11 protein-coding genes are annotated in these 20,426 nt (G+C 74.5%); 8 read left to right on the forward strand and 3 right to left on the reverse strand.

Annotated elements, in window-relative coordinates; translation table 11 throughout:
• The first annotated feature begins 25 nt into the window (after positions 1-25).
• From ABZ370_RS28135 to moeZ, 5 genes are all read left to right on the forward strand, one after another.
• Complete coding sequence (locus tag ABZ370_RS28135) at positions 26-1,777, forward strand: DUF3492 domain-containing protein (protein ID WP_358626080.1); 1,752 nt, start codon at positions 26-28, stop codon at positions 1,775-1,777.
• Positions 1,774-3,183, forward strand: coding sequence for a hypothetical protein (locus tag ABZ370_RS28140; RefSeq protein WP_358626082.1), 1,410 nt, complete (start codon positions 1,774-1,776; stop codon positions 3,181-3,183). The genes ABZ370_RS28135 and ABZ370_RS28140 overlap by 4 nt, the downstream gene beginning before the upstream one ends.
• Positions 3,180-4,229, forward strand: a complete 1,050-nt coding sequence (locus tag ABZ370_RS28145; RefSeq protein WP_358626084.1) for an NAD-dependent epimerase/dehydratase family protein — start codon at positions 3,180-3,182, stop codon at positions 4,227-4,229. Before ABZ370_RS28140 ends, ABZ370_RS28145 begins: the two co-directional genes overlap by 4 nt.
• Positions 4,226-4,987: a spherulation-specific family 4 protein gene (locus tag ABZ370_RS28150; protein WP_358626164.1), complete on the forward strand. Its 762-nt coding sequence runs from the start codon at positions 4,226-4,228 to the stop codon at positions 4,985-4,987. The genes ABZ370_RS28145 and ABZ370_RS28150 overlap by 4 nt, the downstream gene beginning before the upstream one ends.
• Before the next feature lie 95 nt (positions 4,988-5,082).
• Complete coding sequence (moeZ, locus tag ABZ370_RS28155) at positions 5,083-6,261, forward strand: adenylyltransferase/sulfurtransferase MoeZ (RefSeq protein ID WP_358626086.1); 1,179 nt, start codon at positions 5,083-5,085, stop codon at positions 6,259-6,261.
• A 65-nt stretch (positions 6,262-6,326) separates the two neighbouring features.
• On the opposite strand, the gene ABZ370_RS28160 is transcribed toward moeZ, so the two are convergent.
• The 3 genes from ABZ370_RS28160 to ABZ370_RS28170 all read right to left on the reverse strand — a co-directional run bounded on the left by ABZ370_RS28160 (position 6,327) and on the right by ABZ370_RS28170 (position 12,557).
• Complete coding sequence (locus ABZ370_RS28160; protein ID WP_358626088.1) at positions 6,327-7,955, reverse strand: alpha/beta hydrolase; 1,629 nt, start codon at positions 7,953-7,955, stop codon at positions 6,327-6,329.
• An 82-nt stretch (positions 7,956-8,037) separates the two neighbouring features.
• Positions 8,038-9,579 carry an alpha/beta hydrolase gene (locus ABZ370_RS28165; RefSeq protein WP_358626166.1) on the reverse strand — a complete coding sequence of 514 codons (1,542 nt, stop codon included), beginning with the start codon at positions 9,577-9,579 and terminating at the stop codon, positions 8,038-8,040.
• Positions 9,580-9,752: 173 nt separating this feature from the next.
• On the reverse strand, positions 9,753-12,557 hold the full coding sequence (locus tag ABZ370_RS28170) for a lysylphosphatidylglycerol synthase transmembrane domain-containing protein (RefSeq protein ID WP_358626090.1): 2,805 nt from the start codon (positions 12,555-12,557) through the stop codon (positions 9,753-9,755).
• A gap of 222 nt (positions 12,558-12,779) precedes the next feature.
• Between ABZ370_RS28170 and ABZ370_RS28175 the strand changes: the two genes are divergently transcribed.
• The 3 genes from ABZ370_RS28175 (at position 12,780) to ABZ370_RS28185 (ending at position 20,414) form a co-directional block, all read left to right on the forward strand.
• On the forward strand, positions 12,780-13,157 hold the full coding sequence (locus ABZ370_RS28175) for an MGMT family protein (protein WP_358626168.1): 378 nt from the start codon (positions 12,780-12,782) through the stop codon (positions 13,155-13,157).
• A gap of 197 nt (positions 13,158-13,354) precedes the next feature.
• Positions 13,355-16,558, forward strand: a complete 3,204-nt coding sequence (locus ABZ370_RS28180) for an ATP-dependent DNA helicase (protein ID WP_358626092.1) — start codon at positions 13,355-13,357, stop codon at positions 16,556-16,558.
• An 88-nt stretch (positions 16,559-16,646) separates the two neighbouring features.
• Positions 16,647-20,414 carry an ATP-dependent DNA helicase gene (locus tag ABZ370_RS28185; protein WP_358626094.1) on the forward strand — a complete coding sequence of 1,256 codons (3,768 nt, stop codon included), beginning with the start codon at positions 16,647-16,649 and terminating at the stop codon, positions 20,412-20,414.
• Positions 20,415-20,426: the final 12 nt, after the last annotated feature.

Raw genomic sequence — 20,426 nt, forward strand, 5'->3', positions numbered from 1 at the left:
CACAGGGGAGATCGGGGGTGCGCTCATGCGCGTGGGACTGCTTACGGAGGGTGGGTACCCGTATGCGACCGGTGAGGCGCGGGTGTGGTGCGACCGGCTGGTGCGCGGCCTGGACCCGCACGACTTCGAGATCTACGCGCTGAGCCGGGACGCCCGCCAGGAGGCCGCGGGCTGGGCGGAGCTGCCCGGGCAGGTGCGGCGGGTGCGCACCGCGCCGCTGTGGGGCGAGCCCGCCGGCCGGCGGCGGCCGTACGGGCGGCGGCAGCGGCGGCGGTTCACCGAGCACTTCGGGGACCTGGCGGTGGCGATCAGCGTGCCGGGCGGCCCGGACGGAGCCCAGGCGGACCGTTTCGCCAGTGGGCTCCACGGCCTCGCCGACCTCGCCCGCGACGGCGGCGGACTGTCCGCCGCGCTCCGCTCCGAGGACGCCGTCCGCACCCTGGAGCGCGCCTGCCACACCCCCGGCGCGCCGCGCGCCGCGCACCGGGCGCGGGTCACCGATCTGCTGGCCGTGACCGAGGCACTGGAGCGGGCGCTGCGCCCGCTGTCGCTCGACTGGTACGGCGGCGGTGGCCGCGACCCGGGGCTCTCCGGAGTGGACGTGTGCCACGCCACCTCCGGCGGCGCGGCCGCCCTCCCCGGGCTGCTGGCCAAGCGCCGCTTCGGTACGCCGCTGCTGGTCACCGAGTACGGCGTGCGGCTGCGCGAGCACTATCTGTGGTGCACCGCCGGGCGCGACGGCCGCTCCGGGCCGGTCCGCGCCTTGCTGGCCGCCTTCCAGGGCAGGCTGGCCGCCGAAGCGTACGCGCAGGCCGCGCTCATCACCCCCGGCAACACCCACGCCCGCCGCTGGCAGGAGCGGTGCGGCGCCTCCCCGGAGCGGCTGCGCACCGTCTACCCCGGCATGGACGCCGCCTGCTTCGCGGAGGTCGGCGAGGGCGGCGCGGCGGCCGTCGGCGGGGACGACCGGACGCTGGTGTGGGTGGGCCGTCTCGAACCCGCCAAGGACATCGTCGCGCTGCTGCACGCCTTCGCCGAGGTGCGCCGGTGGCACCCGGACGCGCGGCTGCGCGTCATCGAGACCCGGCCCGAGACCCGTTACGAGACCCGGCCCGAGTCCCGTTCCGGTGCCGATCCCGCCGACGGTTACCCGGCCCACTGCCGCGCCCTGGCCGCCCATCTCTTCCCCGACGAGGCCGCCGACGCCCATACGCCCGGGGACAATCCGGTCTCCTTCGAGCACGTCGGCGACCCCGAGGTGCCCACCCTGGCGGACGCGTACGCGGCGGGCGCCGTCGTCGTGCTGTCCAGCGTGGTCGAGGGCTTTCCGGTGGGGCTGGTCGAGGCGATGTTCTGCGGCCGGGCCACGGTCTCGACGGACGCGGGCGCCGTGTGCGAGGCCATCGGCGGCACCGGCCTGGTGGTGCCGCCGCGCAACCCCAGGGCGCTCGCCGACGCGTGCCTGGCGCTGTTGCGCGACCCCGAGCGCCGCGCCCGCCTGGGCGCCGCCGCGCGCGCCCGGGCGCTGGAGCTCTTCACCGCCGAGCAGAACGTGGTCGCCTTCCGCGGCATCTACCTGGAGCTGATGTCGCACTGCCCGGTGCGCCGCGAGGAGGTCGGCGCGGACGGCGCGCCCTTGCCGTTCGCCCGCCCGGCGGAGGCCCATATCCCGGGCCACTGGACCGCCGGGCAGCGGCCCGCGCATACCCCGGGGTGGGCGGAGGCCGGACCGCCGCCGCACCGGACCCTGGCCGCGCTGTCCGAGGAGGGTGCGTGACCGGGCCTCTCCACCGGCCGGGCGCGCCCGGGGCGCCCCGCGAACAGCCCAGCGCCCCGGCCTCGGCCCATGAGCGGGGCGCGAAGGCGCGGCGCGGATCGGTCGATCCGGTGCGGGCGCTGATGCACCGCCACCGCGAGCTGTGCGCCCGGGCCGTCGACCCGCTGGAGATCGCCGCCGGTCTGGAGGCCCACGGGGTCACCGACCGCACCGCCGCCCGCTTCCGGCACCGCGACGTCTTCTCGCTCGCCGAGGAGCTGTACGCCCGCGTCCCGCGCGACGGCGACGCCGGGGACGACGCGCCCCGTCGGGAGACCGCCCCGGCCCGGGCATGGGGCGTGCGGGCGGCGCTCGGGCTGCTCGCGCTGCTGCCCGGCGGGCTGGTCACGGCGACCGTGATCGGCGCGTACCGGACCGGAGCCCCCGTGATCGGCGCGGCCGGTGCCGCCCTGACGGCGGCCGCGCTGTGGCTGTGCCTGCGCCGGGGACCGCTGGGCACGGGCGGACGCGGCGGGTCCGGCGGGTCCGGCAGGCCCGGCGGAAGGGGCGGACGGCGCGCCGGGACGAGCCGTTCCGCCGCCCGTTCCGCCGCCCGGTTCGGGGGCCGTTTCGCCGGTCTGCCGGGAGCGCTGCGCACCGGCTGGCTGCTCGCCTACGCCGCCTGCGGCGACTGGCTGCTGACCGGACTCACCGGCGAAGGCGGCGGCACCCCCGGGCCGTACGACCCGGCGGCGGCTGCCGAGGCCGCCGTCGTCCTCGGCCTCGCCGTCGCGCCCGCCGCGTGGTGTGCCCGCTGGTTCGCCGTACGGGCGCGCCGCAGGCTCGCCGCCAGCAGCGCGCTGGACGAGTTCGCGGCGGGCGTCCGTCCGCTGTGCGCGGCCACCGCCCTGGCCTTCCTGGCCACCCTGCCGCCGCTGGTGCTCACGGCCCGGCTCACGGTGCCCGGCGCTGCCGTAGACCCCACCGCCGAGGCGGGCGTCGCCGCGCTGGCCGCTCTGCTGTTCCTCGCCCGGCTGCTCACCGTCCACGGCTTCCGCGCCGCCGCGGCCACCGGCACCGCCGTGGCCTGCGCCGCCGAGGCGGCCGTGCTGGGCGCCGCCGGGGCCGCCCGGCTGCCGGGCGGCGCGGCACTCGGCGAGCCGGTGCGGTGGCTGGCCGCCCATGGCACAACCGCAGCCCACGGCACGGCCGCGGCAAACGGCACGGCCGCCGTCCCCGCCGTGGCCTGCGGGGCCGCCGCGCTCGCGCTGCTGGTGTACGCGTGCGCCGCCCTGTCCCGCGCCTCGGCCCACACCGCCCCCACCACGCCCCCCACACCGCCACCCCTTCCCATCCCTCCGAGGAGCACATCCATGAGCGACGAGACGACCGCCCCCTACGCCATCCCCGGGGAGGCGCGACGATGAGAGTCCTGCTGCTCGGCTCCGGCGGCTACCTGGGCCGCTACGTCGCCGAACACCTGCTGGCCGACCCCGCCGTCCAGCTCACCGCGCTCGGCCGCGGCGACGACGCCGACGTGCGGTTCGACCTGTCCAACGGCAGCCCCGGCGCGCTCACCCGCTTCCTGAACGCGGTCCACCCCGGGGTGGTGATCAACTGCGCGGGCGCGACCCGCGGCGGGGCCCGCGAGCTGACCCGGCACAACACCGTGGCCGTCGCGACCGTCTGCGAGTCGCTGCGCCGCAGCGGCTGCGGCGCCCGGCTCGTCCAGATCGGCTGCTCCTCCGAGTACGGGCCCTCCCAGCCCGGTTCGTCCACCGCCGAGGACGCCGTACCGCGCCCCGGCGGCCCGTACGGCGTGAGCAAGCTGGCCGCGACCGAGCTGGTGCTCGGCTCCGGTCTGGACGCGGTGGTGCTGAGGGTCTTCTCGCCGGTCGGGCCCGGCACCCCGGCCGGTTCCCCGCTCGGGCGGCTCGCCGAGGCGATGCGGCGCGCGATGCAGGCCGGGGACAGCGAGCTGAAGCTGAGCGGCCTCGGGGTGCAGCGGGACTTCGTGGACGTACGGGACGTGGCGCGGGCGGTCCACGCGGCCTCCCTGTCGGCCGCGCAGGGCGTCGTCAACATCGGCACCGGGCGCGCCGTCCGGCTGCGCGAGGCGGCCTCCGTGCTGGCCCGGGTGGCGGGCTTCGGCGGCACCTTGCACGAGGTCGACGTCCCGCCCGGGCGGAACCCGCTGCACCCGGCCGCCCATATCCCGTCCCCCGCGCACCCGCCCGGCCACGCTCCGGCCCCCGTTCCGCACGCCCCCGGTCACGCCCTCGGTCACGCCCTCGGTCACGCTTCCGGAATGGCGGAGCACGGCGGCGCCGCCGCGTACCCCTACCCGGACGGCTGCGGCAGCTGGCAGCAGGCCGATGTGCGCACCGCGCGCGACCGGCTCGGCTGGCGCTCCCGCATTCCGCTGGAGGAGTCCCTCGCAGACATCTGGATGGAGGCGGCGTGTCGCATCTGACCTCCCCGGGGCCCCGGCCCAGCCCGGCGCCGCCGCCCGCCGCCGGGCTGGGCATCGGGGTGCCGGGCTGGGCGCACCCCCTGGTCGCACCGGCCGAATGGGGTGAGCTGACCCGCCAGGGCAGCCCGGTGCACTGGGCGGTCCTGGACGTCGCGCGCGGCCCCGGCGCGTGCCCGGACGCGTACTGCGCCGCCGCGGTGTCCCGGCTGCGCACCGCGGGCGTACGGGTGCTGGGGCGGCTGGACCTGCGGTTCGGCGCCCGCCCCTTCGGCGAGCTGGTCTCGGACGCCACCCGCTACCTGGACTGGTACCGGCCAGACGGCTTCTATCTGGACCGCTGCCCGTCGGAGCGCCCGGGGCTGGGGCAGGTCCACCGGATCGTCACCACGCTGCGCGCGATGCGCGGCGGCGCGTACACGGTGCTGGGCCAGGACACCCATCCGTACGAGGAATACGCGGAGGTCGCCGACCAGCTGGTGACCTTCCGCGGCCGGTGGGCCGACTACCGCTGGTCCCAGGTCGCGGAGTGGACGGCGGGCTATCCGCCCGAACGGTTCTGCCATCTGGTGCACGGGGTGCCCCGGCCGCATCTGGATGAGGCGCTGCGCATCGCCCGCTGGCAGGGTGCGGGCACGGTCTTCTTCACGGACCACACGACCCGCCCGGGCCAGCGCGCGGGCTCCGCCGCGCTGTGGGAGACGCTGCCCGGCCACTGGGACGATTTCGTCTCGCACATCGGACCGTGTGTCATGGAATGAGATGGGGCGTGGCAGTGTTACGAGGAGACGAGAAGACAATCTCCCCGCTCATGCGGGGGTGAATTCCGCCCGCTCCTACCCACTACGGAGTCCTTGTGTCGCTGCCACCCCTGGTCGAGCCGGCTGCCGAGCTCACCGTCGACGAGGTCCGCAGGTACTCACGCCATCTGATCATCCCGGATGTCGGTATGGAGGGCCAGAAGCGGCTGAAGAACGCCAAGGTGCTCTGTGTGGGCGCGGGCGGTCTCGGCTCGCCCGCCCTGATGTACCTCGCCGCCGCCGGTGTGGGCACCCTCGGCATCATCGAGTTCGACGAGGTCGACGAGTCCAACCTGCAGCGCCAGATCATCCACAGCCAGGCGGACATCGGCCGCCCGAAGGCGCAGTCCGCGCGCGACAGCGTCCTCGGCATCAACCCCTACACGAACGTCGTGCTGCACGAGGGCCGGCTCGAAGCCGACAACGTGATGGAGATTTTCTCCCAGTACGACCTGATCGTCGACGGCACCGACAACTTCGCCACCCGCTACCTGGTCAACGACGCCTGCGTGCTGCTGAAGAAGCCGTACGTATGGGGCTCGATCTACCGGTTCGACGGCCAGGCGTCCGTGTTCTGGTCCGAGCACGGCCCGTGCTACCGCTGCCTGTACCCGGAGCCCCCGCCCCCCGGCATGGTCCCCTCCTGCGCCGAGGGCGGGGTCCTGGGCGTGCTGTGCGCGTCCATCGGCTCCATCCAGGTCACCGAGGCCATCAAGCTGCTCACCGGTGCCGGTGACCCGCTGCTCGGCCGACTGATGATCTACGACGCCCTGGAGATGACCTACAAGCAGGTCAAGGTCCGCAAGGACCCGGACTGCGCGGTCTGCGGCCCGAACGCCACGGTCACCGAGCTGATCGACTACGAGGCCTTCTGCGGTGTCGTCTCGGACGAGGCCCAGGAGGCTGCGGCCGGTTCGACGATCACTCCCAAGCAGCTCAAGGAGTGGATCGACGACGGCGAGGCCATCGACATCATCGATGTCCGCGAGCAGAACGAGTACGAGATCGTCTCGATCCCGGGCGCCCGGCTGATCCCGAAGAACGAGTTCCTGATGGGCGGCGCCCTTCAGGACATGCCGCAGGACAAGAAGATCGTCTTGCATTGCAAGACGGGCGTCCGGTCCGCGGAAGTTCTGGCCGTCCTGAAGTCCGCGGGCTTCTCCGACGCCGTCCACGTGGGCGGCGGCGTGATCGGCTGGGTCAACCAGATCGAGCCCGACAAGCCGATCTACTGATCTGCTGACAGAGCCGTGCGCGAGGGGCCCGGACCGCCGGTGTGGCGGTCCGGGCCCCTCGTCGCTCACCCGCAGGTCTTACCGCTGGACGGCACCTTCCCGTCGAGCAGATAGGCGTTCACGGTCTTCGTCATGCAGCCGTTGCCGCTGTTGTACGCGCCATGGCCCTGTCCCCGGTACGTGACCTCGACGCCCACGCCCCGGCCCAGTTCGCGGGCCATCGTCCGGGCCCCTTCGTAAGGGGTGGCCGGATCGCCGGTGTTGCCGATGACGAGGACCGGAGCGGCCCCCCTGGCGCTCACGTCCGGGGTGTCGGCCCTGCCGTCGACCGGCCAGCCGGTGCAGGCGAGCAGGGACCAGGCCAGATAGTCGCCGAAGACCTTCGAGGCCTTACGGAACCGCGGCAGCCGCTCCTTCACCTCGCTCACCGTGTAGCGCTTCTTCTCGTCGGCGCAATTGACCGCCGTATTGGCCGCGTTGATATTGCTGTAGCGGCCCTTTGTGTCACGGCCGGACATCGAATCCGACATCGCGAGCAGCAGATTGCCCTTGCCGAGCGTCAGCGCCTCCTGAAGGCCCAGCGTCAGGTATTTCCAGCTGTCCTCGGAGTAGAGCGCGGCGGCGATACCGCCGAGCGCTCCTCCTTCGGTGAGCTTGCGGCCGCTGTCGGTTTCCAGCGGCTTCTTGTCGAGTTTCCCCAGCAGCGTGACGATCTTCTCGGCGCCCGCCTTCGGATCGTCGCCGACCGGGCAGGCGGCGCCCTTCCCGGCGCAGTCCCGGAGGTAGTTGCCCAGCGCGAGCTGGAACCCCCTGGCCTGGGCGAGGGAGCCCTGTTCGGTGTCCGCGGACGGGTCGACCACGGCGTCGAGGACCGCGCGTGCCACATGCCGCGGATACAGATGGGCGTAGACGCCGCCGAGTTCGGTGCCGTAGGAGATACCGAAATACGAGAGTTTCCGGTCGCCGAGCACCTGCCGCATCAGGTCCATGTCGCGGGCGGCGCTGACGGTGTCCACATGCGGGAGCACCTTTCCGGAACGCTTTTCGCACCCGGCGACGTATTTCTTCGCGTCCGCGCTCGCGGCCTTGATCTCGGCGGCGTCGTCCGGAGTGCCGTCCACCGCCTCCGCGGCGTCGATCTCCTTGTCGCTCCGGCAGGTCACGCCCGAGCTTTCGCCGACTCCGCGCGGATCGAAGCTCACCAGGTCATAGCGCGAGCGCAGTTTCTGGTAATCCCCGCTGAATCCGGGCAGGGAGGAAACCCCGGAGCCGCCGGGGCCGCCGAAGTTGAACACCAGGGAGCCGATCCGCTTCTCCGGGCCGGTGGCCTTGGCGCGGATCATGGCGAGGTCGATGGTCTCTCCGTCCGGCTTCGCCCAGTCCAGCGGCACCTTGAGGTCCGCGCACTCCCAGTCGCCGCCGGGCGCCTTGCCGGTGCCCTGCGGCGGGGTCGGCGCCGCGCAGCCCTTCCAGCGCGGCTTCTGGCCCGTGAGCGAGCCGGGCAGGCCGGAGGAGCCCGGGGGCGCGGCCGGGGCGGCGGACGAGGGACCGGACGGGGCGGTGGCCGACGGAGTGGCCGACGCCTTTCCCTGGTCCTTTCCCCCTCCGCCGCAGCCCGCGACGGCGATGAGGGTGACCACGGCGGTCGCGGAGACCAGCGCCCTGGTCCGTATGGTGCGGGGGGAACTCGACATGGTCGCTGATCCTATGAGGATGGTATGAGCGGGAGTGTGCGCGCGTGTTCTCCATACCGTCACAGCCGCGACGGCGGCCCGACTAGGTGCAGACCTTGCCGTTTTTGGGGACCCGGCCGTTCAGCAGATAGGCGTTCACAGTGGTGCGCACACAGCTGTTGCCGCTGTCGTACGCCCCGTGCCCCTCGCCCTTGTAGGTGAGCTGGACGCCGACCCCGGGCCCCAGTTCGTCGGCCATCTTCCGCGCCCCGGCGTACGGCGTGGCCGGATCGCCGGTGTTGCCGACGACCAGGATGGGGGCGGCGCCGCGGGCGCTGACGTCGGGCGTGGTCCAGGCGCCGTGGACGGGCCAGCCGGTGCACTGGGTGAGGCTCCACGCCATGAAGTCGCCGAACACCGGGGACGCCTCGCGGAAGGCGGGCAGCTTCTCCCGGATGTCGGCCAGGCTGTAGCGCTGTTTGAAGTCGGCGCAGGTGACGGCGTTGAGCGAGGCCTGAAGGGTGCTGTAGTCGCCGTTCTGGCCGCGCCCGTTCATGGCGTCGCCGAGGGCCAGCAGCAGCCCGCCGTCACCCTGCTGCGCCCCGTCGATCCCCTGGGTGAGATACGGCCAGAAGTCCCGTGAGTACAGGGACTGCGCGATGCCCCCGTCGGCCAGCGACTGGGTGAGCTTCCGGTTGCCGCTGCCCGCGACCGGATGCCGGTCGAGGCGCTTGAGCAGGGCCTGAATGCGGGCCTGGGTCGGACACCTGGCCCCGGCGGTGCCGCGGCACCCCTTCAGGTAGTCGCCCAGCGCCAGTTGGAACCCCTTCGCCTGGCCGAGGGCGCCCTGCTCGGGGTTCTGGCCGGGGTCCACGACGCCGTCGAAGAGTGCCCGGCCCACCTTCTTGGGGTACAGATGGGCGTAGACGCCGCCCAGTTCGGTGCCGTAGGAGACGCCGAAGTAGTACAGCTTGCGGTCGCCGAGGACGCGGCGCATCACGTCCATGTCGCGGGCGGCGTTGGTGGTGCCGACGTACGGGAGGACCGCGCCGGACCGCTTCTCGCATCCGGCGGCGTAGGTCTTGACCCGGTGCGTCAGGGATGTCACCTCGGCGGAGTCGTCCGGGGTGGCGTCGGCCGCGTAGTAGGCGTCGAGCTGCTTGTTGTCGAGGCAGTGCACGCCCTTGCTGCGGCCGACCCCGCGTGGATCGAAGCTGACCAGGTCATAGCGGGTGCGCAGCTGTTTGTAGGTGCCCGCGAGCGCGGGGAGCGTGGCGACGCCGGAGCCGCCGGGGCCGCCGAAGTTGAAGATCAGTGAGCCGATCCGCTTCTTCGGGTCGGTGGCCTTGGCGCGGATCATCGCGATGCCGATGGTGGCGCCGCGCGGCTTCGTGTAGTCGAGCGGGACATGCAGGGTCGCGCACTGCCATTCCCGGCCCGGGGCCTTGCCGGCGGCCCCGTCCTCGCTGTCGGAGGGGACGGGACAGGCGGCCCAGTGGAGGTTCTGGCTCGCGGAGGTGTCCGGACGGCCGGGGTCGCCACCGCATCCGGCGGTCGCGGCGAGCAGCAGGGCGGCGGCGGACAGCGCACCGGTGCGCAGGGGTCGGGACACGGCGGCTCTCCCGGGGTGGCGGCGTACGGCCATCCTGCGGGCCACGGCGGGGGCGCGCGCGCACAGCGCGGGCGTACGGGTGAGGCGGCACGGGAGCCGTACGAAGAGGGGCGTCACGGCGGCGACGGGCGCCAAGGCGCGCCTTACGGCGGTGACGGCCGCTACGGCGGTGACGGGCGCTACGGCGGTGACGGGCGCGACGGCCGCTACAGCGACTCTTGGCGGGTGAGGTGGGTGAACGCCAGCCAGCCGGGCAGCACCGGCAGCCAGAAGACCATCAGCCGGAAGAGCAGCACCGCGGGCGCGGCCACCTCGTACGGCAGCCCGGCGAAGGTCAGTCCGGCGATCAGGGCGGCCTCGACGGCGCCGACGCCGCCCGGGGTGGGCGCCGCGGAGCCCAGGGCGTTGCCCGCGAGGAAGACGACCGCGATGCTCGCGTAGCTCAGCTCGCCGCCGAACGCGCGGATGGACGCGTCGAGGCACATCACGTTGGCCGCGGTCAGCAGCAGCATGCCGCCGATCCCGGCGAGCAGCTTCCGGGGCCGCTGGAGCACGTCCAGCATGCGCGGCACGACGCCCGCGAACAGCGACCGCACCCGGGTGGAGACGAACTTGCGCAAGGCCGGGACGGCGGTGACCACGAGGGTCAGCACGGCGCCCGTCAGCAGCCCGGCGATCACGGTCCGGGACGGTGAGAGCGTCGGGGTGCGCTCGGTGCCGGTGATGTAGCCGAAGGTGGCCAGCAGCACGATGTGGCTGGCCAGGCCGAAGAGCTGCGAGGCGCCGACGCTCGCCACCGCGAGCCCCGGCCGCACCCCCGCGCGCTGCAGGAAGCGGGTGTTGAGGGCGACGCCGCCGACCGCCGCGGGGGCCACGAGCTTCACGAAGGAGGCGGCGACCTGCGCCAGCACCGTACGCCCGAAGGGCACCTTCTCGGGGACGAAGCCGAGCAGGCTCAGCGCCGCGGCCACATAGGTGAGCGCGGAGAAGACGAGCGCGAACAGCACCCAGATCCAGTTGGCCTCGGAGACCAGGGCGCCCAGCTTGACGTGGGTGAACTGGGACAGCAGGAAGTACGCGGCGAAGGCGCCCGCGCAGAAGCTGATCAGGGTGCGCGGCTTGATGCGCTCCAGCCGCACCGGTTCGATCGGCGCCTGCGGCCGCACCAGCAGCACCTGGCGGCGGATCTGGGCGAGCAGATCCTCCTCGCGGGCCTCCTCCAGGGCCTCGTCGAGCGCCTGCTTCTCGGCCTGCTTCTCGGCCTTGGCCGTCTTGCGGTCGCTGACGGCCGGTTCCACCTTGCGCCCGCTGTCGGCCCCGCCCCGGGTCTCCTCGGCCTCCTCGGCCTCCCGCGCATCCTTGGCCTCCTTGGCGGCGCGGGACGCCTCCAGCACGGCCTCGCGCTGCCGCTGGGCGCGTTCCCGGGCCTGCTGGCGCAGCGTCGCCCGGGTGGCCCGGCCCAGGGCGAGGGGCTGGAGCAGGGGAAGGCAGTCGGCGACCGCGTCCGGGCCGATGACGTCGACCGCGACGGCCACGGAGCGCTCGGCGCCCGCCCGCAGCCCCAGGGTGGTCAGCAGCTGTGCGATGTCCATCCGCAGCACCACGTCGCCCGCCGCGATCTCGCCGCCGCGCAGATCCGTCAGGATGACCGCGCCGGAGCGGTCGATCAGCAGGGCGTCGCTGTCCAGCCGCCGGTGGGCGATGCGCCGCGACTGGAGCGCCTGCACCTGGTGCCAGGCCCCGGCCAGCAGCTCATCGGTGATCGCCTCGTCCGGCAGGGCGTGGAAGGGGCGGCCGCCGATGTGCTCGTACACCAGCATCACCGCGTCCGGGCCCAGCTCGGAAGTGGCGATCAGCTTGGGGGCGTTGGCGCCCGCCGCGATCGCCGCGTACGCGAGCAGCGCCTCCTGCTCCAGCGCCTGGCGGAGCGACTGGAGGCTGCGCGGCGGGGTGATCGTGCGCAGCGTCAGCCGCTGCCAGACGCTGTAGAAGAAGCCCTGGGCCTGCTGTTCGCGGTCGACCACGGTGACGTCCAGCGGCGGCCCGTCCTCCAGGGTGACCAGATAGCGGCGGCCGCGGTCGCTGTGGTTGCCGTGCTCGTCGACGGCCTCCTCGGCGCGCGCCGCGCTGACCGGGTTGAAGCCGACCCGGCGCAGCCCGGCGAGCAGGTGCTGGCCGGTGGGCCGGACGTTGGGGGAGCCGACGGCGTACAGGGTGCCGTAGGCGACGGTCCAGCCGATGAGCACCGTGATGATGATCGAGAAGGGGGTGGTGTAGCCGCCGACGAGCACCGCGAACGCGTCGAGCAGCAGGACGCCCCACATGGCCACCCGCCAGCGCGGGCGGCGCGACATCCCGACGGCCGTCATATAGGCGATCACCGGGGCGAGATAGCCGTGCACGGGGTCGCTCAGGGCGCCGCCGGGCGCGGGCTGGGTGAGAGCTTCGCGGATCGAGTCGGGCGCGGCTCTGGCGACCCACAGATCGGTGGCGAGAGAGATGCCGTGGGCGAGGACGGCGGCCAGGACGCCGTCCGCGATCCGCAGCCCGTCCCGTTTGACCAGCCGCTCGATCGCGAACGCCACCGGCAGGACGAGCACGGCGATGCTGGCCGTGAGCCCCGCGAAGTCGATCATCAGCGGGGGCGCCTGGTTGGCGCCGTGGCCGATGTCCTTCTCCAGCCCCGCGGTGGTGCCGTGCGCGAAGGCCGCGACGGCCAGGACGATGGCGATGCCCAGCGCGCCGAGCAGCAGCCGCATCAGGTCCGAGGGGCGGTGCACCCGGGCGGGCAGCAGCGGTTCGTCGCCCGAGACGCGGTCGTTGTGCCCCTGCGGGCCGTCCGGGTCGTTCGGCTCGCCGCAGCCCTCGGCGCCGCCGTGGTCGTGGGGGCCGTGCGGACCGTCGGTGCCATCGGAGCCGTCGGAGCGCGGCAGCGCCTCAGGGGTGCGGGCCTCCTCTTCAGGAGGCTGCGCACCCTGCTGCTTCGCCGTCTCTTCTTGATCTCGTATCACCAGTCACCGCCCGGAAGATGGTGGCATGCCCGGGCTGCGGAGGAGGGCATCAGGGTGCATTTCGGGGATGTGAGCCTCGGATCGTACGCCCTGTAGTGAATTCCCGCACAATGTGTGATCGAACCACTGCTGCCGTCCGCAGAGCCTTCGACGGTACCGCGCCGGGCTGTACTGGTGGCGCTGTCGGTGGCGCTGTCGGTGGTGTGCGGCAGGATGGGCGGGATGAGCCGGGAGAGCGAGGAGCCGCGGGCCGCCGAGGAGCTGCCCGCGTACGCGGAGCGGGTGCTGGACGTCGCCGAGCGGATTCCGCCGGGCCGCGTGATGACCTACGGGGACGTCGCCGAGTGGCTGGAGGAGGGCGGCCCGCGCCAGGTGGGGCGGGTGATGGCCCTCTACGGGGGCGCCGTGCCGTGGTGGCGCGTGGTGCGCGCGGACGGCGCGCTGCTGCCCGGCAGCGAGCTGCGCGCCCTCGACCACTACCGCGAGGAGGGCACCGCGCTGCGCGAGGCGCCGCGCTCGGCCGAGGGACATCTGCCGAAGATCGACATGCGCCGGGCCCGCTGGGACGGCACCACGGGACCCCCGCTGGGCACCTCATAGGGGTTGTCCACAGCCATTCGGGTGACGTCCCGCGGTGCATGAGAGGCTGTCCCGCCACCCCAGCCAACCCACCAGGACCGGCGATCCACGTGAGTTCCTCCTCCTCGTCCCTGCCGCGACAGCGGCGGGGACGGCAGCCGTTCGTGCGGCAGCCGTCCCCGGGCACGTACCGCCTGGTCCGCCGGCGGCCGGATCGCGTGGTTTTTCCTGTCCTGGACGCACGGCAGCGCGCCGTGGCCGAGCACGACGGCGGCCCGTTGCTGGTGCTCGCCGGGCCGGGCACCGGGAAGACCACCACGCTCGTGGAGGCCGTCGCCCGGCGGGTGCGCGACGGCGCCGACCCGGAGCGGATTCTGGTGCTCACCTTCAGCCGCAAGGCGGCCGTGGAGCTGCGCGACCGGATGACGGCGCGGCTGGGCGGCGCGACCGGGCCGCGGGCCACCACCTTCCACTCCTTCTGTTACGCGCTGGTCCGCGCCCATCAGGACATCGACCTGTTCGCCGATCCGCTGCGGCTGCTGTCCGGCCCGGAGCAGGACGTCGTCGTACGCGAGCTGCTCGCCGGTCAGGCCGACCTGGAGCGGGCGGGGCGCGCCGCGATCCGCTGGCCCGACGATCTGCGCGCCTGCCTGACCACCCGCGGCTTCGCCGACGAGGTGCGCGCGGTGCTGGCGCGCAGCCGGGAGCTGGGGCTCGGCCCGCGGTCACTGGGGGAGTTCGCGTCCCGCACCGGGCGCCCGGACTGGGGCGCGGCGGCCGACTTCCTCGCCGAATACCTGGACAACCTGGACGCCCAGGGGGTGCTGGACTACGCGGAGCTGGTGCACCGAGCGGTGCTGCTCGCCGAGCGGCCGGGCATCGCGGCGGAGCTGGCCGCGCGCTACGACGTGGTGTTCGTGGACGAGTACCAGGACACGGACGTGGCCCAGACCCGGCTGCTGCGCGCACTGGCGGGCGGCGGGAAGACCCTGGTGGCCTTCGGTGATCCCGATCAGTCGATCTACGCCTTCCGGGGCGCCGATGTGAACGGCATCCTCGGCTTCCGGGACGCCTTCCCGCGCGCGGACGGCCGGCCGGCGCCCGTGGAGGTCCTCACCACCTCGCGCCGCTCGGGCGCCCGGCTGCTCGCCGCGACCCGGCTCATCACCGGCCGGATGTCGCTCACCCGCCTCCCGGCGCACGCCGTACGCGCCCACCGGGAGCTGGCGGCGGCCCGCGACGGCGGCCGCGCCGAGGTGTTCACGTACCCCACCGCGGGCGCCGAACTGGACAACGTCGCCGACATCCTGCGCCGCGCCCATCTGGAGGACGGGGTGCCTTGGAGCGAGATGGCCGTCCTGGTGCGCGCCGGGGGGCGCTCGCTGCCGGGTCTGCGCCGGGCGCTCACCTCCGCCGGGGTGCCCATCGAGGTCGACGGCGACGACATCCCGCTGCGCCACGAACCCGCCGTCGCCCCCCTGCTGACCGCGCTGCGGGCCGCCGCCACGGCCGCGCTGCCCGACTCCGGCGGGCTGTCCGCCGCCCTCGGCGTCGAGACGGCCCTCACCCTGCTCACCTCGCCGCTGGGCGGTATGGACGCCGCCGATCTGCGCAAGCTCGGCCGCGCCCTGCGCGAGGAGGAGCGGGCCGCCGGTCACGCCGTGCCGCGCCCCTCCGACGCCCTGCTGGCCGAGGCGCTGGCCGCGCCCGAGCGGCTGGCCGTCCACGACCCGGCGTACGCGCGCGGCGCCCAGCGGCTCGGCCTGCTGCTGCGCAAGGCGCTGGAGGCGCTGTCCGGCGGCGGCACCGCCGAACAGGCGCTGTGGGAGCTGTGGGACGGCACCCCCTGGCCCGGGCGGCTGGAGGGCGCCGCCCAGCGCGGCGGGGCCGCCGGGCGCAACGCGGACCGCGATCTGGACGCGGTGTGCGCGCTGTTCGAGACGGCCGCGCGCGCGGAGGAGCGCACCGGCGGCCGCGGCGCGCTCAACTTCCTCGACCAGCTCGACGCCCAGGACATCGCCGCCGACACCCTCTCGCGCCGCATCGCACGCCCCGACGCCGTGCGGCTGATGACCGCCCACCGCTCCAAGGGGCTGGAATGGCGCCTGGTGGTGGTCGCGGGCGTCCAGGAGGGGCTGTGGCCGGATCTGCGGCGCCGCGGCTCGCTCCTGGAGGCCGACCGGATCGGCCGGGACGGGCTCGCCGAACCGCTGACGCCGGGCGCGCTGCTCGCCGAGGAGCGGCGGCTGTTCTACGTGGCGGCGACCCGCGCCCGGGACCGGCTGGTCGTCACCGCCGTCAAGGCCGCCGCCGACGACGGCGACCAGCCCTCGCGGTTCCTGGCCGAGCTGGGCGTCACCCCCGTTGATGTCACCCAGCGGCCGCGCCGCCCGCTGTCGGTCGCCGCGCTCGTCGCCGAGCTGCGCGCCACCACCGTCGACCCGGACGCCTCGGACGCCCTGCGGGACGCCGCCGCACAGCGGCTGGCGCGGCTCGCGGCGATGCGCGACGAGGACGGCCGGGAGCTCGTCCCCGCGGCCCATCCCTCCGGCTGGTGGGGCCTGTACGAGCCCACCCACAGCGAGGTGCCGCTGCGCGACCGCGACCGGCCCGTGGCGCTGTCCGGCAGCGCGCTCGACCAGCTCGTCAACACCTGTTCGCTGCAGTGGTTCCTGGGGCGCGAGGTCAAGGCGGACGCCCCGTCGACCGCCGCCCAGGGCTTCGGCAACGTCGTCCACGTCCTGGCCGACGAGGTGGCCTCCGGCCGCACCCCGGCCGATCTCGCCGTCCTCATGGAGCGCCTGGACTCCGTATGGGACGCGCTCGCGTTCGACGCCCCCTGGAAGTCGCGGCAGGAGAAGGAGCACGCCCGGGCGGCCCTGGAGCGCTTCCTGCGCTGGCATGTGATGGAGCGCGGCGGCCGCACGGCGGTCGCCTCCGAGCACGGCTTCGACGTCACCCTCGAAGCGGACGCCTACCAGGTGCGCATCCGCGGCAGCATGGACCGCGTCGAGGCGGACGCCGAGGGGCGTGCGTACGTCGTCGACTTCAAGACCGGCAAGCAGTCCGTGACCCGCGGCGAGGTCGCACACCACCCCCAGCTGGCGGTCTATCAGCTCGCCGTGCGCGAGGGCGCCGTCGACGGCCTCTTCGGTGACGGCCGTCCCGAACCCGGCGGCGCCGAACTGGTCCAGCTGCGGCAGGGCGCCCCCAAGAAGGAGGGGGGCGAGACCGTCCCCAAGGTCCAGGCGCAGGACCCGCCCGTGGGGCCCGACGGGGAGTGGGTCGGCGACCTGCTCGCCACCGCGGCCGGGCGCGTCCTCGACGAGCGCTTCGCGCCGAGCACCGGGGCGCACTGCGAGCGCTGTGCGTTCCGCGCCTCGTGCAGCGCCCGCGCGGAGGGCCGCCACGTGGTGGAGTGACGGGGGATGAGATGAGTTGTGGGGTCTTGCCCCCTCTTGTAAGTCCCTTGTGCGTGGCTTGTCAGTGGCGACCGATAGCCTCACTGGAGTGTCAGCCCGCATCGCCGATCCCGAGGAGCTCAAGGAGCTGCTCGGGATTCCGTTCACCCCGGAGCAGACGGCGTGTATCACCGCGCCGCCCGCCCCGCAGGTGATCGTCGCCGGAGCGGGGTCCGGCAAGACCACGGTGATGGCCGCGCGCGTCGTCTGGCTGGTGGGCACCGGCCAGGTCGCGCCCGACCAGGTGCTGGGCCTCACGTTCACCAACAAGGCCGCGGGCGAACTGGCCGAGCGGGTACGGAAGGCGCTCGTCAAGGCGGGCGTCGTGGACCTCGACCCGGACCCGGGCGCCGCCGAGGAGGCCGCGGGCGAGCCCGCCATCTCCACGTACCACGCCTTCGCCGGACAGCTCCTCAAGGAGCACGGGCTGCGCATCGGCCTGGAGCCCAGCGCCCGCCTGCTCGCCGACGCCACCCGCTTCCAGCTCGCCGCGCGCGTGCTGCGCACCGCCCCCGGCCCCTACCCGGCGCTCACCCGCCCCTTCGCCGACCTGGTGACGGATCTGCTCGCGCTCGACGCCGAGCTGGCCGAGCACCTGGTCCCCGCCGCGCGGCTGCGTACGTACGACACCGAGCTGCTGGACGCCCTCGACGGGGTGAAGCTGACCAACGAGGCGCTGCGCAAGGTGCCCGAGGCCGCCCACGCCCGCCGCGAACTCCTCGAACTGGTCGAGGAGTACCGCTCCGAGAAGGCCCGCCGCGATCTGCTCGACTTCGGCGACCAGATCGCGCTGTCCGCCACCCTGGCCCGCACCGGCCCGGAGGTCGGCCGCATCCTGCGCGAGCAGTACGCGGTCGTCCTGCTGGACGAGTACCAGGACACCTCCGTCGCCCAGCGGCTGCTGCTGTCCGGGCTGTTCGGCGGCGGCACCGGGCACCCCGTCACCGCCGTCGGCGACCCGTGCCAGGCCATCTACGGCTGGCGCGGCGCCTCGGTGGCCAACCTCGATGACTTCCCCGCCCACTTCCCGCACCGGGACGGCAGCCCCGCGCGCCGCTACGCGCTCAGCGAGAACCGGCGCAGCGGCGGCCGTCTGCTGGACCTCGCCAACGGGCTCGCCGCCCCGCTGCGCGCGATGCACCAGGGCGTCGAGGCGCTGCGCCCCGCGCCCGGCGCCGAGCGGGACGGCCTGGTGCGCTGCGCGCTGCTGCCCACCCACGCCGAGGAGCTGGCCTGGCTCGCCGACTCGATCGCCCATCTGGTGCGCACCGGCACCCCGCCCGGCGAGATCGCGGTGCTGTGCCGTACGGCCGGTGACTTCGCCGAGATCCAGGGCGCCTTGGTGGAGCGGGATGTTCCGGTGGAGGTCGTGGGCCTGTCGGGGCTGCTGCACCTGCCCGAGATCGCCGATCTGGTGGCGGTCTGCGAGGTGCTCCAGGACCCGGGGGCCAACGCGGCGCTGGTCCGGCTGCTCACCGGCCCGCGCTGGCGCATCGGCCCCCGCGACCTGGCGCTGCTCGGCCGCCGCGCCCGCGCGCTCGTCTCCCACGGCGGCCACGGCGGTCCGGAGGACGACCCGGACCGGCGGCTCGCCGAGGCCGTCGAGGGGGTCGACCCGTCCGAGGTGATCTCGCTCGCCGACGCCCTCGACACCTTCCTCGACTCCGGCGGCGGCCCGGACGACGGACTGCCCTTCTCGGCCGGGGCCCGGGTGCGCTTCGCCCGCCTCGCCGCCGAACTGCGCGAGCTGCGGCGCTCGCTGGCCGACCCGCTCATGGACGTCCTCCACCGGGTGCTGGCCACCACCGGACTGGAGGTCGAGCTGTCCGCCTCGCCGCACGCCCTGGCCGCCCGCCGCCGCGAGACGCTGGGCAACTTCCTGGACGTCGCCGCGTCCTTCGCCGCCCAGGCAGGGGGTGCGGTGGACGGCGAGGCCACCCTGCAGTCGTTCCTGGGCTTCCTGAGGACCGCCGCGCAGTACGAGAAGGGGCTCGACAACGCCCTCCCCGGCGGGGAGAACACGGTCAAGGTGCTCACCGCGCACAAGTCCAAGGGGCTGGAGTGGGACGTGGTGGCGGTGCCCGGGCTGGTCGCGGGGCGGTTCCCGAGCGAGCAGAGCCGCGAGTCCTGGACGGCGAACGCCAGGGTCCTGCCGCACGCCCTGCGCGGCGACGCCGACACCCTCCCGGAGGTCACGGACTGGGACGCCAAGGGCCTCACCGCCTTCAAGGACGCCATGAAGGAGCACCAGCGGACGGAGGAACTCCGCCTCGGCTATGTCACCTTCACCCGGCCCCGCTCGCTGCTGCTCGGCTCCGGGCACTGGTGGGGCCCGTCCCAGAAGCGCCGCCGCGGCCCGTCCTCCTTCCTGGAGGCGCTGCGCGCGCACGGCGAGGCCGGTTACGGCGAGGTCGAGGCGTGGGCGGACGAACCGGAGGAGGACGCGGAGAACCCGGCCCTGCGTCAGGCATCCGCCGACCGCGCCTGGCCGCTGCCGCTCGACCCGGCAGCCCTGGCCCGCCGCCGCCGCGCCGCGGACGCGGTCCTGGCCCACCTGGCCCGCGTCGAGGCGGCGGAGGGCCCGCGGGGCGCGGCCCCGGACGGCCCGGTTCCGGACGGCCCGGACTCGCGCGAGCCGGTCCCGCACGGCTCGGCTCCGGACGCGCCGGTTCCGGACGGGACGGACCCGGACGGGCCGGATGCGCCGGACCCGCACCGTCCGGTTCCGGACGGCCCGGTGTGGCCGGAGCCGTCGGACGAGGCGGACTGGCCGGAGCCGCCGGACGACCTGGACCCGTACCCGTACCCGTACCCGTACGAGAACGAGGAGGCGTATCCGTACGACGCGCCGCCCGACGCCCCGGACCCGTACGGCGAGGCGTACGACGCCCCGTACCCGTACGAGGCCGACGCCCCGGCCCCGGCCCCGGCTCCGTACGCGAAGGGCGAGACGTACGACGCCTCGTACGGCGACGAGCGCGCGTACCCCCCTGACCCGCCCCCCACGCCGGACGGCGACCTGGCCCCCGAGGAGGCGCGGCTGACCGACTCCTGGGACCGCGATCTCGACGCGCTCGCCGGGGAGCTGCGGCGCGCCCGCGCGAGCGTGCACGAGGTGCCCGTACCGCACACCCTGACCGCCTCCCAGCTGCTGCGGATCGCCGCGGACCCGGACGGCTTCGCGCGGGAGCTGGCCCGCCCCATGCCGCGTCCGCCGCAGCCCGCCGCGCGCCGCGGCACCCGCTTCCACGCCTGGGTCGAGTCGCGCTTCGAGGCGCTGCCGCTGCCGTTCCTCGGCCCGGACGAGCTGCCGGGCGGCGAGGACGACGAGCCGGAGATCGCGGACGAGCGGGAGCTGACGGCGCTCAAGGAGGCGTTCGCGCGCACGCCGTACGCCCGGCGCACCCCGCACCGCGTCGAGGCGCCGTTCCAGCTGACCCTGGCGGGCCGGACCGTGCGCGGCCGGATCGACGCCGTCTACCGGGAGCCCGCGGCGGGCACCGAGGACGGCCCCGGCTACGAGATCATCGACTGGAAGACCGGCCGGTCACGGGAGGCCGACCCGCTCCAGCTGGCCATCTACCGCCTGGCCTGGGCCGAACAGCACGGCCTGCCGCTGTCGGCCGTCTCGGCGGCGTTCCTCTATGTACGCAGCGGGGAGATCGTGCGCCCGGCGGAGCTGCCCGGCCGCGCGGAGCTGGAGCGCATACTGACCGGGGAGGCGGACGAGGCCGGTGAGCCGGACGAGATGACCGGCGAGCCCGGTGATGTCCGTCCCGGTGATGTCCGTAAGGCTTTCACCGACGTCGAGCCATGACGAACCATGACC

The organism is Streptomyces sp. NPDC005962, from assembly GCF_040629205.1.
Taxonomy (GTDB): Bacteria; Actinomycetota; Actinomycetes; order Streptomycetales; family Streptomycetaceae; genus Streptomyces.

Bases quoted from the DNA above. Each gene is read 5' to 3' on its own strand.
- ABZ370_RS28135 (WP_358626080.1), top strand. From the start codon at position 26: ATGCGCGTGGGACTGCTTACGGAGGGTGGGTACCCGTATGCGACCGGT.
- ABZ370_RS28145 (WP_358626084.1), top strand. From the start codon at position 3,180: ATGAGAGTCCTGCTGCTCGGCTCCGGCGGCTACCTGGGCCGCTACGTC.
- ABZ370_RS28160 (WP_358626088.1), bottom strand. From the start codon at position 7,955: ATGTCGAGTTCCCCCCGCACCATACGGACCAGGGCGCTGGTCTCCGCG.
- ABZ370_RS28165 (WP_358626166.1), bottom strand. From the start codon at position 9,579: ATGGCCGTACGCCGCCACCCCGGGAGAGCCGCCGTGTCCCGACCCCTG.
- ABZ370_RS28175 (WP_358626168.1), top strand. From the start codon at position 12,780: ATGAGCCGGGAGAGCGAGGAGCCGCGGGCCGCCGAGGAGCTGCCCGCG.